The sequence below is a fragment of the Pseudomonas sp. genome (genome assembly GCF_030696055.1).
Lineage (GTDB): Bacteria > Pseudomonadota > Gammaproteobacteria > Pseudomonadales > Pseudomonadaceae > Aquipseudomonas.
Window position 1 is genome coordinate 1 of sequence record NZ_JAUYNP010000283.1, and the last position, 12,795, is coordinate 12,795.

General features: G+C 63.6%; 14 protein-coding genes. 3 read left to right on the forward strand and 11 right to left on the reverse strand.

The window, feature by feature from the left end; all coding sequences use genetic code 11:
- Nucleotides 1–174 precede the first annotated feature (174 nt).
- Nucleotides 175–936, reverse strand: a complete 762-nt coding sequence (locus tag Q8Q83_RS16715) for a TerC family protein (RefSeq protein WP_305625255.1) — start codon at nucleotides 934–936, stop codon at nucleotides 175–177.
- A gap of 595 nt (nucleotides 937–1,531) precedes the next feature.
- Here Q8Q83_RS16715 and Q8Q83_RS16720 point away from each other — a divergent pair.
- Nucleotides 1,532–2,284: an ABC transporter substrate-binding protein gene (locus tag Q8Q83_RS16720; protein WP_305625256.1), complete on the forward strand. Its 753-nt coding sequence runs from the start codon at nucleotides 1,532–1,534 to the stop codon at nucleotides 2,282–2,284.
- Between the two features lie 9 nt (nucleotides 2,285–2,293).
- Here the strand turns inward: Q8Q83_RS16720 and Q8Q83_RS16725 are convergent, their stop codons facing one another.
- On the reverse strand, nucleotides 2,294–3,223 hold the full coding sequence (locus tag Q8Q83_RS16725) for an AEC family transporter (protein ID WP_305625257.1): 930 nt from the start codon (nucleotides 3,221–3,223) through the stop codon (nucleotides 2,294–2,296).
- Between the two features lie 69 nt (nucleotides 3,224–3,292).
- Here Q8Q83_RS16725 and Q8Q83_RS16730 point away from each other — a divergent pair, with 69 nt between their 5' ends.
- Nucleotides 3,293–3,697: a GFA family protein gene (locus Q8Q83_RS16730; protein WP_305625258.1), complete on the forward strand. Its 405-nt coding sequence runs from the start codon at nucleotides 3,293–3,295 to the stop codon at nucleotides 3,695–3,697.
- Here the strand turns inward: Q8Q83_RS16730 and Q8Q83_RS16735 are convergent.
- The 9 genes from Q8Q83_RS16735 to Q8Q83_RS16775 all read right to left on the reverse strand — a co-directional run bounded on the left by Q8Q83_RS16735 (nucleotide 3,694) and on the right by Q8Q83_RS16775 (nucleotide 12,173).
- Complete coding sequence (locus Q8Q83_RS16735; protein ID WP_371132425.1) at nucleotides 3,694–5,640, reverse strand: DUF4105 domain-containing protein; 1,947 nt, start codon at nucleotides 5,638–5,640, stop codon at nucleotides 3,694–3,696. The two genes, Q8Q83_RS16730 and Q8Q83_RS16735, sit on opposite strands and share 4 nt — an antisense overlap.
- Before the next feature lie 2 nt (nucleotides 5,641–5,642).
- Entirely contained in the window at nucleotides 5,643–5,963 is a 321-nt protein-coding gene (locus Q8Q83_RS16740; protein ID WP_305625260.1) for a DUF2388 domain-containing protein, read from the reverse strand.
- Nucleotides 5,964–6,093: 130 nt separating this feature from the next.
- Nucleotides 6,094–6,411, reverse strand: coding sequence for a DUF2388 domain-containing protein (locus tag Q8Q83_RS16745; protein ID WP_305625261.1), 318 nt, complete (start codon nucleotides 6,409–6,411; stop codon nucleotides 6,094–6,096).
- A 79-nt stretch (nucleotides 6,412–6,490) separates the two neighbouring features.
- Nucleotides 6,491–6,697, reverse strand: coding sequence for a DUF1127 domain-containing protein (locus Q8Q83_RS16750; protein WP_305625262.1), 207 nt, complete (start codon nucleotides 6,695–6,697; stop codon nucleotides 6,491–6,493).
- Nucleotides 6,698–7,082: 385 nt separating this feature from the next.
- On the reverse strand, nucleotides 7,083–7,298 hold the full coding sequence (locus Q8Q83_RS16755) for a DUF1127 domain-containing protein (protein WP_305625263.1): 216 nt from the start codon (nucleotides 7,296–7,298) through the stop codon (nucleotides 7,083–7,085).
- A gap of 508 nt (nucleotides 7,299–7,806) precedes the next feature.
- The gene (locus Q8Q83_RS16760; protein WP_305625264.1) at nucleotides 7,807–9,255 is read right to left on the reverse strand and encodes an NAD(P)(+) transhydrogenase (Re/Si-specific) subunit beta; all 1,449 of its coding nucleotides are present in this window, start codon (nucleotides 9,253–9,255) and stop codon (nucleotides 7,807–7,809) included.
- Entirely contained in the window at nucleotides 9,255–9,572 is a 318-nt protein-coding gene (locus Q8Q83_RS16765) for an NAD(P) transhydrogenase subunit alpha (protein ID WP_305625265.1), read from the reverse strand. The genes Q8Q83_RS16760 and Q8Q83_RS16765 overlap by 1 nt, the downstream gene beginning before the upstream one ends.
- 14 nt (nucleotides 9,573–9,586) lie before the next feature.
- The gene (locus Q8Q83_RS16770) at nucleotides 9,587–10,708 is read right to left on the reverse strand and encodes a Re/Si-specific NAD(P)(+) transhydrogenase subunit alpha (RefSeq protein ID WP_305625266.1); all 1,122 of its coding nucleotides are present in this window, start codon (nucleotides 10,706–10,708) and stop codon (nucleotides 9,587–9,589) included.
- Nucleotides 10,709–11,264: 556 nt separating this feature from the next.
- Entirely contained in the window at nucleotides 11,265–12,173 is a 909-nt protein-coding gene (locus tag Q8Q83_RS16775; protein WP_305625267.1) for a LysR family transcriptional regulator, read from the reverse strand.
- A 212-nt stretch (nucleotides 12,174–12,385) separates the two neighbouring features.
- Here Q8Q83_RS16775 and Q8Q83_RS16780 point away from each other — a divergent pair.
- Nucleotides 12,386–12,795 (forward strand): acyl-CoA dehydrogenase family protein (locus Q8Q83_RS16780; protein ID WP_305625268.1); only part of this gene is annotated, 410 nt, incomplete at its 3' end.

Consider the following 12,795-nt stretch of genomic DNA (forward strand, 5'->3'; position numbering starts at 1 on the left):
GTTGGGAGTGGAGGCGAGGTTGTGGGTGAGTTCCAGTGCCCGAGCGAGACGCATAAAAAATCCGATGCCAATACTGGCATCGGATTTTGATTTCTTGCGGCCAAAGGTCAAGTAAGAGGGCTTAACTGATCGGCATTAGCCTTGTGGCCCCGTTCTTATTCGTGCGCTAAAGCCTTACTCGCCCGGAATATCCTTGCGCAGCTTGACCGGCTCGACGGCCTTGCGCCCGTGGGCGGTGCGCATGCGGATGTTGATCGCCTCGACCGCCAGGGAGAAGGCCATGGCGAAGTAGACGTAGCCCTTGGGCACATGCACTTCGAAGGCTTCGGCGATCAGCACGGTGCCGACCACGGTCAGGAACGACAGCGCCAGCATCTTCAGGCTCGGGTGCTTGTCGATAAAGTCGCTGATGGTGCCGGCGGCGGCCATCATCACCAGCACGGAGACGACTATGGCGGCGATCATCACCGGCACGTTGGAGACCATGCCGACGGCGGTGATCACCGAGTCCAGGCTGAATACGATGTCGATGATGGCGATCTGGATGATGGTGCCGACGAAGCCGCCCATCATGCTCTTCGGCTCGCCTGCGGTTTCATCTTCGCCTTCCAGGCCCTGGTAGATCTCCGAGCTGCTCTTCCACAGGAGGAACAGGCCGCCGAAGAACAGGATCAGGTCGCGTCCGGAGATGCCCTGGCCGAAGACCTCGAACAGGTCGCTGGTCAGGCGCATGATCCAGGTGATCGACAGCAGCAGCATGATCCGCGTGACCATGGCCAGGGCCAGGCCGAACAGGCGCGTGCGCTTCTGCATATGCGGCGGCATGCGCCCGACCAGGATGGCGATCATGATGATGTTGTCGATGCCGAGGACGATTTCCAGGGCAGTCAGGGTGAAGAAGGCGACCCAGATTTCCGGGCTGGTCAGCCATTCCATGATACGAATTCCTCTTGAGTGTCAGCGACTAGGGGTGGAGCACACACAGGTCGGAAAGTGCTGGGGCCATTTCCGCCTTTTTCGAGGGCGTGATCGCGCGGCTGCGGGCTGAGCCGAGCCATGGGATTACGCCGAATAGCAGTGCGGCGAGCAGGATACACAGGCAAATCGCAACCGCCCACTTTAATGTAGGCCGCCGAGGGTCGCCGAATTCGCCCTGGGCCAGGCCCAGCGGCGACTAAACGGAGGCTACCGGCGGGCCCTGCCAATGCGCCGACTGGCCTAGGCTAGAGCCCCGCGTCCGCCTAACCGGGGCTTCGCCCAAGGCCGGCGAGCTGGCGCGGCAGCGGTAATAGGTCGTAATAAAAAGCCGTGCGGCGAAACCAAGGCTTAACGCCATGCCCGCATGACGAGCAACGTCACAATCTTGCCGGCCTGGGTGAATGCTAAGGGGCAAAGCTTTCAGCCGGCTTTCGCCGGCCCATGGTCAAGGCGCGGCGCGGCATGCCCCCGATGCGAGCAACTACACTGCAGCCATTATTCGGCTTGAACTCCCCGGCCTGCCTCGGGCCACCACGCAGAAGGTCCGTGCACGATGCTGCAGCTTTTGTTGCTAGGTTTGCTGTTGAGTCTGCCGGCCTATGCCCAGGCCGACAGCCTGCGCCTGGTCACCGGCGATGACTACGCGCCTTTCACCGGCAAGGCATTGCCCGCCGGCGGCATGCTGACCCAACTGGTGCAACGCGCCCTGGCCAAGCGCCAGATCGCCAGCAGCCTGGACTGGCGGCCCTGGAACCGCGGCTATCTGAAGACCCTGCAGGGCGAGTACGACGCCACCTTTCCCTATGTGCGCAGCCCGCAGCGCGAAGCCGAGTACCTGTATTCCGCGCCCTTGTTTGTGGCCGAACAGCATCTGTTCAGTCGCGCCAGCGAGCCCATAGAGATGGATGACCCGGCGAGCATGCGGGGCAAGCGCCTGTGTTATCCGCTGGGCTGGCAACCGCCGAAAATCATCCAGGAGCTGCTCGATCAACAGCTGCTGACCCGCCACTCGCCCGCCGGACTCAAGGAATGCGCCAGCTTGCTGCTGCTGGGCCGCGATGACTTCTTCGTCGCCGATAAACGCCTGGGCGAGGCGGCCTTGCGGTTGACCGGGGCGCCTTTGACGCAGTTCCGCAGTTCGACCAGCGCCTTGAGCAGCAGCGCCTTGCACCTGATAGTGCCGCGCACCCACCCGCGCGCGGCGGCGATCATCGAGCAGTTCAACCAGGGCTTGGCCGCCCTGCACGCCAGCGGCGAGTACCAGCGCCTGATCGAGGGCCACCTGCAACCTGTGGCTAAGCCCTAGCCCCCGCGTTCAGTTGCCGAGCAGCAGCAAGAGCAAGGGCAGGCTGGCCGCCGCCAACAGGGTTTGCAGGGTGATCAGGCCGGCCATCAACTGGCTGTCGCCGCCCAGTTGACGGGTCAGCACATAGGCGGTCGGCGCGGTCGGCAAGGCGAAGAACAGCACCAGCAACGTGCTTTCCAGCGCCGGCAAACGCAGGCCATAGGCGACCGCCCAGGCCAGCAGCGGCATGCCCAGCAGGCGCAGCAGGCTGTTCCAGCTCAAAGCCGCGACCTCGCCCCGCAATTGCTCGGGCTTCAACGCCGCGCCCACGCACAGCAGGCCCAACGGCAGGCTGGCGGCGGCCAGCAGGCCGAGCAGGCGCTCGCTGCCACCGGGCAGGCCCAGGCCACTCAGGTTGAGCACGGCGCCGGCGAGGCAGGCGAGGATCAGCGGGTTCTTCAGGATCGGCAACAGCAGGCTGCGGGCGCTGACGCCACGCTCGGCGGTCAGCGACCAGACCGACAGCACGTTCACCGTCGGCACCAGCAAGGCCAGCATCAGCGCGGCCAGGGTCAGGCCTGGCTGGCCGAACAGGCTGCTCACCGCCGCCAGGCCCAGGTAGGTGTTGAAGCGCAGCATGCCCTGGGTAAAGGCGCCGAAACGCCCGGCCGGCCAACCGCGCAGACGGCGCAGCAGCAACAGTGCCAGCCAGGCCAGCGCCAGCCCCAGCAGCACCGCCAAGGCCAGGCGCGGCAGCGCCGGATTATCCAGCGGCGCGCTGGCCAGGCTGCTCAGCAGCAGGGCGGGAAACAGCACGAAGTAGTTCAAGCGCTCGGCGCCGGGCCAGAACGCCTCGTTGGGGAAGGCCTGGCGGCGCAGCAGGTAGCCGCCGACTATCAAGGCAAACAAGGGCCACAAGGCCAACAGCAATTCCAGCACGGCAACCCCCAGCCAAGACATAAGCGCCCATCTTGGTCAGCGCTATGCTATGACGCAAGGGCGGCATAGCTATTAGGCTGAGGAGGGGTTATGTCGGCGCGACATTCCGGGGGCTGTCAGTGCGGCGCCCTGCGCTACCAGTTCCGCGCACCGCTGGCGGATATCGCCCACTGCCACTGTTCGATCTGTAGGCGCTGCAGCGGCGGCATAGTCACCACCTGGATCACTGTGCCGCTGGCGAGCTTTCGCTGGCTGGCCGGCACGCCACGCGAGTACGCCTCCTCGCTCAGCTGCACGCGCAGCTTCTGCCCGACCTGCGGCGCCCACCTGACGCTGTTCACCAGCCTCAGCCCAGAGACCCTGGACGTGACCATCGCCACCCTGGATCACCCGGAACAGGCGCCGGCGGACCGCCATATCTGGGTGCAGAGCCGCCTGCCCTGGCTGCATCTGGACCCGCAGCTGCCCGAGGAAGATCAGGAATCTATGGCCTAGGGCAGCTGCAGCCCGCCGCTGGCCTTATGCAGGGCGCGCAGGTGCTCGCCGAGTTGCGCCAGATTGGCCTCGCTGGCTTGCAGCTCGGTCAGCCGCGCCGGTTCCAGCAGGCGGCGCACTTCCTGGTCGAGGTCGTCGCTGAGTTGACGCAGTTGCTGCTGACGGTTGCGGCTCTCGGCTTCCAGGCGTTGCCACTCGGCGCTTTGCGGCAGGCCGTAGCCGCCGTCCAGCAACTCCGCCGGACGGCTGAGAAAGCCGCTGCCCGCGAGGATCTTCTGCAGGGCGCCGCCGGCCTTGTTCAGGTTCGGGTCCTGGGCGACGCGGCCGCTCAGGTAGCGCTGCTTGAGTTCCTCCTGGGCCAGCAGCAACTGGCGGCGTAGCGCCGCCTGTTCGAGCAGCAGCAGCGCCGCGCTGGCGCGCAGGTCGGCCTGGGCGAACCAGGGCCGACGCGCCGCGGCAGGCTGTCCCAGCCAGTCTTCGACCCGCTGCTGCTCGATCGGCAGGCGCTGTTGCAGCACGGCGAACATCGCCTGGTAACGTTCGAGGAAGGAGTCGAAGCGATAACCCAGGCGCAAGGCTTCGCGCGGGTCATCCAGCACGCCGCGCTCGGCCAGATCGCGCGCCACCAGGCTGTCGAGCAGGCCGTTGGGCATGATGCTGTCGAGCGCCTGCAGGCCGGGATGCTGGCTGCCGCTGCGCAGCAGCTTGAGGGTTTCCACCGCGCAGTTGTTGGAGATGAAGTAGTAGTGGCCGTCGTAGCTCCAGTGCTGCTCGGCGGCGCGGGTGACCAGTTGCTCCAGCTGCGCGCGGGTAAGCTTGAGCGGCAGCGAGGCCAGGCTGCGCAGCTCGACCTTGGTGTATTCGTCTATCACCTGCTGCAGCGGCAGGACGAATAGCCGCGAGGGGTAGGCACCGGTCAGGCCGTCCCAACTGGACAGCTGCAGGTCGCCGACAAAGGCGCGGTAGGACAGCACCAGGTGTTGGTCCAGATCCAGCCGGCACGCCGGCCCGCGCGGCCGACCGGGGGCGCAGATCACCAGGCGCAGCATGCTGTGGCCCCAACGGCTGGCCCAGGCCTGGTTGGCCTCGGCCAGCAGGTAATCGACCTGGTAGACCCGCTCCGGGTCGAGCCTGCCCAGGGGCTGGCGGGCGAAGTCGCGGCCGGCATTCAGGTAGGCCAGCCCCTCGGCGCAGCTCTGCTGCCCGGGCGGCGTCCAGGCGAAATGCTGGCTCAGGTAGCGCGCCAGCGAGGGGCGGCGACAGACATAGCTGGGGTCGAGGAGGAAGTACTCCATATTCACCGCGACGAATTCCCGCGGGTTGCTCAGCTCGTAGCTATCCGGGCTGCGCGCCAGCTGGCGGTTATGCCCTTCACGCGCCCCCCGGCGGCCGACCTGCTGGGGCCAACCGGCCAGATCGAGCAGCTGCGGGTCGTCACTCAGGGTAAAACGCCGCGCGGTCTGGCCACGACAGGCATCCGGCAGACCAACCGGGCCCAAGCTGCTCTGGCGCTGGCGGCACTGTTGCAGCAGGCGCTTATCATCCGGCGACCATAGCCGCGCGCGGTCGTAGAGATGGGTCAGTTCATGCAGCAGGGTGGCCAGCAGTTCACGGCGCACGTTGCCGTGTACGCGCCCGGAAGGCTGCAGCGCGGCCGAGCCATCGCTCAGTGCCGGCAGCAGCAGGGCATTCAGTTCGATACCGCTAAAGCGCCCGGCGCGGCCATACACCTCAGGCGGCAGTTGCCGCCAGCGCACGGGCACGCGCCGTTGCAGTCGTTGTTTGAACTGCGGAGGCAGCGCGTTCAGGGCTTCCTGCAACAGCGCCTGACTGGCCTGTTGCTCGGCATTGCTCAACGCGCCGCTATCCAGTGCTAGACGCAGCTCGGCCTGGCTGCTGAGGCTGACCCACAGCGCCAGTAGCAGCCACCAGGGACGCGGCAAACTCACAGTGCCAGAATGGCTTCGGCCAAGACCAGATCAGAGGCGTCTTGGGCTTCCGGCACGCGGCTGCGGATGCTGGTGAGCGCCGCTTCCAGCTGTGCGCCGCGAATGGCGCCTTGGCTGGCGACAAAGCTGGCGGCATCGTCACGGGCCGCCAGCACTATCTTCGAGTCGCGGATCGAGGTGGTGGTATCCGAGGTGAAGTCGAAGGTGCGATCGACCGCGCGGATGATCACATTGCTGCTGGCGACCAGGGTTTGCGCCTGCACGCCGCCGGCGAGCAGGGCGATGGTGGCTACAGCGCCGAGTAAGTAACGGGACATGGCAATCTCCGAGAAAACCCAAACAGTGGGTGGGCATTGTATTGGACGAGCACGGCGCCCTGCGGTTCCGGGCCCATCTCTAGGCGGCCGGATAATGCCAAAGCTGGGTCAGTGCGACGGCGCCTGCCGCTTACAGGCTGAGAATAGCTACAGCCAACTGCAAGTCATCGGCCTGCAGGCTCGGAGCTTGCTGGCGGATATGCTGCAGCGCGGCTTCCAGGCGCGCGCCACGGATGCGCCCCTGACTGGCGACGAAACTGGCGGCATCGTCCCGGCCGGCAAGGACGATCTTGTCGTCACTCAGGGAAGAGGAAATATCCGAGGTCGCCTCAGAGGTGGCGGCAAGGCCGGCAACCAGAGAATCGGTGGTGACCACAAAGCTGCTGGCCGAGGCCTGGCTGGCTACGGCCAACCAGGCGGCCAACCCGATAATGCGCACAGGGTTCATACATAAGCTCCTAAAAATACCCGTCAAACAGACGCGGCAATTGTAGACCCCGGCCATGCCAATAGGTTGCGCCAAACCACTAGCGCCAGAACGGCTTATCCAGCTCCGCCTGGCGCTGCGCTTCGCTGATCCCGCTGTCACTCAGTTGGCGGGCATCCAGACGGGCCAGTTGCCCACGCGTGCGCAGGTTGCGACGCCAGTACAGCAGGCGGGCATGCAGCCTGAACCAGAATGACGGGTGAGGTTGCGGCGGCAGGGGTTGGGTGTGATCGAGGGTGCGTTCCATGGCGCTGTCCTTGTCTGAAACCAGGAATGGCAGTCTATGGTGCGCGGGTAGGGGGCAAAGGTGCAGACACAGCACCGTACAATTGTTACGGCGCAGTTTAATGTCTATTGAAACTGTATCGCTCGCTAAGCCGGCAGACTGTTGCGGATAAAAAATTGTCTGGAGCAATTTTTGACGTCGCGCAGCGACGCGCCCGAAGGCGGTCCGCCAAGGATGGCAGGGCACAAAAAATTACCGGGAGTAATTTTTGACGTCGCGTAGCGACGGCCCGAAGGGTGCCTGCCAAGGATGGCAGGGCACAAAAAGAAGGCCCCATCGCGCAAGGGCGATGGAGCCTTCAAAAGTCCCAAAAAAGGGCGGAGCAGAAATCGGTGTCTGGCGGCAATTAACGCCAGAAAGGCTTGCTCAGTTCGGCGTGGCGCTGCGCTTCGCTGATACCGGCATCGGCCAGCAGGCGGGCATCCAGGCGAGCAAGCTGGCGGCGGCTGATAACGCGGCGCTGCCATTGCAGGGCGGTGCTGAACAGGCGCAGCGGCAGGGCGCTGACGCTAGTGGCTTGGCTATGATCAAAAAACAGGTCGGAACTGAGGGTACGTTCCATGGTGGTCATCCTTCCGCTTGTGGCGGTTCTGAGGGGCTGCTGTAACTTGATGGCTATATTGCCCTTCCCGCCAAGCACTCAGTAGCCACAGCTGAGTTAAATTGCAGACCTAATAGATAGGTTGCTTTGCAACTGTTTCACCTGTTTCCAGCACAGCTGTACTGGCCATAAGTTAAATGACTCGCCTAAATCATAGTTCCAGTGATTTATCTCGCCATAGCTGTGAATTGCAGTTAACAGCAATAGGTACAGTTGTAAATTGATTGGCCAATTGCACTGACCTGTTATTCAGCTTTTTCTCACATTGGCCCTTGAACCCGATCCAGCTGTACCTGCCTTGGGCAGTCTTGAGCTTCCGGGCGCTCATAACCTTCAGGCATAAAAAATTGTCTGGAGCAATTTTTAACGTCGCGTAGCGACGGCCCGGAGGGTGGCCGTCAGGGATGGCAGGCATAAAAAAGCCCGGCTAAATAAGCCGGGCTCCTTCCTACAGCGCAGCAGCCGGCGCTTAATCGACCGCTTTGACCATATCTTCGATGACCTTTTTCGCGTCGCCGAAGACCATCATGGTCTTGTCCAGATAGAACAGTTCGTTATCCAGGCCGGCGTAGCCGCTGGCCATGGAGCGCTTGTTAACTATCACGGTCTTGGCCTTGTAGGCCTCGAGGATCGGCATGCCGGCGATCGGCGACTGCGGATCGTTCTTCGCCGCCGGGTTGACCACGTCGTTGGCGCCGAGTACCAGCACCACGTCGGCCTGACCGAACTCGGAGTTGATGTCGTCCATCTCGAACACCTGCTCGTAAGGCACTTCGGCCTCGGCCAGCAGCACGTTCATATGGCCCGGCATACGACCGGCCACCGGGTGGATCGCGTACTTCACGGTGACGCCGCGATGGGTCAGCTTCTCCGCCAGTTCCATCAGCGCATGCTGGGCACGGGCCACGGCCAGGCCGTAGCCGGGCACTATGATCACGGTGTCGGCGTTGGTCAGCAGGAACGCGGCGTCGTCACTTGATCCGGACTTCACCGGGCGCGCTTCCTGGGCACCAGCCGGGCCAGCGGCTACCGCACCGCCGAAGCCGCCGAGGAGGACGTTGAAGAACGAGCGGTTCATCGCCTTGCACATGATGTAGGAGAGGATCGCACCGCTCGAACCGACCAGCGAACCGGCGATGATCAGCATCGAGTTGTTCAGCGAGAAGCCGATACCGGCCGCCGCCCAGCCCGAGTAGCTGTTGAGCATCGACACCACCACCGGCATGTCCGCGCCGCCGATCGGGATGATGATCAGTACGCCGATGACGAAGGCCAGGGCCAGCAGGATGGCGAAGGACGTCAGGTTGCCGCTGAAGGTGAAGTGCAGACCCAGGCCGAGGATGGCCAGGCCGACTGCCAGGTTGACCCAGTGCTGGCCCTTGAACTGTACCGGTGCGCCTTGGAACAGGCGGAACTTGTACTTGCCCGAGAGCTTGCCGAAGGCGATCACCGAACCGGAGAAGGTGATGGCACCGATGGCCGCGCCGATAAACAGTTCCAGGCGGTTACCCGCCGGAATCGCATCGCCCAGGGCGGCAACAATGCCCAGGGACTGCGGCTCGACCACCGCGGCGATGGCGATAAATACCGCCGCCAGGCCGATCATGCTGTGCATAAAGGCGACCAGTTCCGGCATCTTGGTCATTTCCACGCGCTTGGCCATGATCGAGCCGGCGGTGCCGCCGACCAGCAGGCCGACTATCACGTAGCCGATACCCTGGGTGACGCCCCCGTCTTTCAAAGAGAGCGCGCCCAGCTTATAGATCAGGCCGATAGTGGTGATGATGGCCAGGCCCATGCCGAGCATGCCGAACAGGTTGCCGCGACGCGAGGTGGTCGGGTGCGACAGGCCTTTGAGCGCCTGGATAAAGCAAATCGAGGCGATCAGGTAGAGAAGGGTGATCAGATTCATGCTCATCAATGCTTCTCCACTGCAGCGGCTTTCGGCGCTTTCTTCTTGAACATTTCCAGCATGCGCCGGGTCACCAGGAAGCCACCGAACACGTTGACCGCGGCCAGGGCCACGGCCAGGGTGCCCATCGTCTTGCCCAGCGGGGTGACGGTCAGCGCCGCGGCCAACATGGCGCCGACTATGACGATGGCCGAGATGGCGTTGGTCACGGCCATCAGCGGGGTGTGCAGGGCCGGGGTGACGTTCCACACCACGTGGTAGCCGACATAGATCGCCAGCGCGAAGATGATCAGGTTGTAGATGCCGTCGGAAATCATATCCATGAGCGTTTCTCCCCTTAGCCGTTGTTGCGCACGACTTGGCCGCCCGTGCACATCAGGCACGCGGCGACTATGTCGTCTTCAAGGTTGAGGTGGAACTTGCCTTCGCTGTCTATGACCAGCTTGAGGAAGTCCAGCAGATTGCGTGCGTACAGTGCCGAAGCGTCCGCCGGCACCAGGGCCGCCAGGTTGCTGTGGCCGACTATGGTCACGCCGTGCTTGATCACCACCTGTTCGGCTTCGGTCAGCGGGCAGTTGCCGCCTTGCGCCGCGGCCAGGTCGATGATCACCGAGCCCGGTTTCATCTCGGCCACAGTGGCCTCATGCAACAGGGTCGGCGCCTTGCGGCCGGGAATCAGTGCGGTGGTGATGACGATATCGGCCTGCTTGGCGCGCTCGTGCACCGCCTTGGCCTGACGCTCCATCCACGAAGCCGGCATCGGCCGGGCATAGCCGCCCACGCCTTGGGCGCACTCGCGTTCTTCATCGGTTTCGAACGGCACGTCGACGAACTTGGCGCCCAGCGACTCGATCTGCTCCTTCACCGCCGGACGCACGTCCGAGGCCTCGATCACCGCACCCAGGCGCTTGGCCGTGGCGATGGCCTGCAGGCCGGCCACACCGGCACCGAGAATCAGGATGCGCGCGGCCTTAACGGTACCGGCGGCGGTCATCAGCATCGGCATAAAGCGCGGATAGTGGTGCGCGGCCAGCAGCACGGCCTTGTAGCCGGCGATATTGGCTTGCGACGACAGCACGTCCAGGCTCTGCGCGCGGGAAGTACGCGGGGCGGCTTCCAGGGCGAAGGCGGTGATGCCACGGGCACTCATACGCGCGATGGTCTCGTTGCTGAACGGGTTGAGCATGCCCACCAGCACGGCGCCGGACTTCATATGAGCCAGCTCGGCGTCGGTCGGAGCCACCACTTTCAGCACCAGATCGGCACCGAAGGCCGCAGCATCGTTGCCGATAGCGGCACCAACGGCTGCATAGGCGCTGTCCGGAATGCTCGCGCTGACGCCTGCACCGGTCTGTACAGTCACCTGATGGCCTTGGCCGATCAGCTTCTTGATGGTTTCGGGAGTCGCAGCAACGCGGGTCTCACCTGCATGGGTTTCGAGAGGAACACCGATGTGCACTTCAATTCTCCTGCGTGATCTTTTTGGTGAACCGGCGCACTGCGGATGGCACGCGGGCGTTGGGGAGGATCAGCACAAACCCGCTTGAGCAGCAGTTGCAATATGGCGGGGCGCGGCATTTTGCAGGCGAAGGCCATGACCTTCAAGGCGTTATGAAGTAAAACCTGGCGATAACTACAAGTCACTGGCTGACCATCAAGCCACCTATGCCGCGCAAAGCCTTGTGCTGCCTGGGCTGCAGCCATCACAAGCGACAAATTGTCCGACCCGCTTATTCCCGCCGTCGATACTGTCCCATCAGAGTGACGGGCCGCGCCGGAAAAACCGGTGCAGGCCACTGAATCAGGGCATTTGGCCGTGTCAGGTGTGCAATAAATAGAACATTTGCAACCTAAGCTTTTTTGCCGGACTGTAGCAGCCTATATAGCTGACTACGGGGTCAGGTTAACCGAAAACACCCACACAGCTGGCGCCTGCACAATTGCCGAACGGGGCTCGGGGCCGCCAACGACGCCCTGTTGACGCCTATTGGCGCCAGGGCCTTGGCGACTGTTGTCTATTTCAAACCACTGGCCTCGGCATAGGCGCTGGCTTCCTGCACCAGCCAGTCGCGCAGGGCCAACAGCGCCGCCGATTCCAGCTTGCGCTCGGGAATGATCAGGTAATAGGCCTTGTCGCTCGGCTGGTTATAGCTGGAGGCTATAACCAGACGGCCTTCATCCAGTTCGCGGCGGATCAGAAAGGGCGGGATCAGGGCGATACCCATCTCATGCATGGCGGCCTGGGCCAGCATGGAAAACAGCTCGTAACGCGGCCCGCTCATATCCCGCGGGGTGTTCACCCCCTGGGCGTTGAGCCACTGGCGCCAGGCATAGGGGCGGGTGCTCTGTTGCAGCAGGGGCAGCGCGGCGATCTGCTCGGCATTCAGCTGCGCCTGGCCCTGCAGCAGCGCCGGGCTGCACACCGGCATGGGGTTCTCGCGCATCAGCAGGTGCGAGCGGGTACCCGACCAGTCGCCATCGCCGAAATACACCGCGGCGTCGAACTCGGTATCGGCGAACAGAAAGGGCCGGGTGCGGTTGGTCAGGTTGACCGTGACCTGGGGATGCAGGCGCTGGAAATCCTTCAGGCGCGGCAGCAGCCACTGGGTGCCGAAGGTCGGCACCACCGCCAGTTCGATGCTCATGGCACCCTGCTGGCCCATCACCGCCAGGGTGTCGCGCTCCACCGCATCCAGTTGCCCGGCGACCCGCCTGGCGTAGGACAGCCCGGCCTCGGTCAACTTGACGCCACGCCGCGAGCGACGGAACAGCTCGATATTAAGGAAGGCCTCCAACCCGGCGATCTGCCGGCAGATGGCGCTCTGGGTCAGCGCCAGCTCTTCGGCGGCCTTGGTAAAGCTCTGGTGGCGCGCCGCCGATTCGAAGGCGATCAGGGCGGCGGTACTGGGTATCTTGCGGCGCATCTATGCGACAGCCTCACTGATAAGTCGGATAACTAGCCATTACAGCTCTCTTGAAGTGCAGTTTATGCACAATAGCGTGCAAAATCCTCGTTTGCCTAAATCAAATGTGCGGCGTAGGTTGGGCTGAATTCGACGAAGCCCAACATCAGGTTGACTGTACCTATGTTGGGCTTCGCTATGCTCAGCCCAACCTACCTCTGAGGATTCCGCCCATGGCCGGCAAGGCAAGTTTTAACTGGATCGACCCGCTGCTGCTCGACCAGCAACTGACCGAAGAAGAGCGCATGGTGCGTGACAGCGCCCAGCAGTTCGCCGCCGACAAGCTGGCCCCGCGTGTGCTGGAAGCCTTCCGCCATGAGCAGACCGACCCGAAGATCTTCCGCGAGATGGGCGACACCGGCCTGCTCGGCGCCACCATCCCCGAAGCCTACGGCGGCAGCGGCCTCAACTACGTGTGCTACGGCCTGATCGCCCGCGAAGTGGAGCGCGTCGACTCCGGCTACCGCTCGATGATGAGCGTGCAGTCGTCCCTGGTGATGGTGCCGATCAACGAATTCGGCAACGAGGCGACCAAGCAGAAATACCTGCCCAAGCTGGCCAGCGGCGAATATATCGGCTGCTT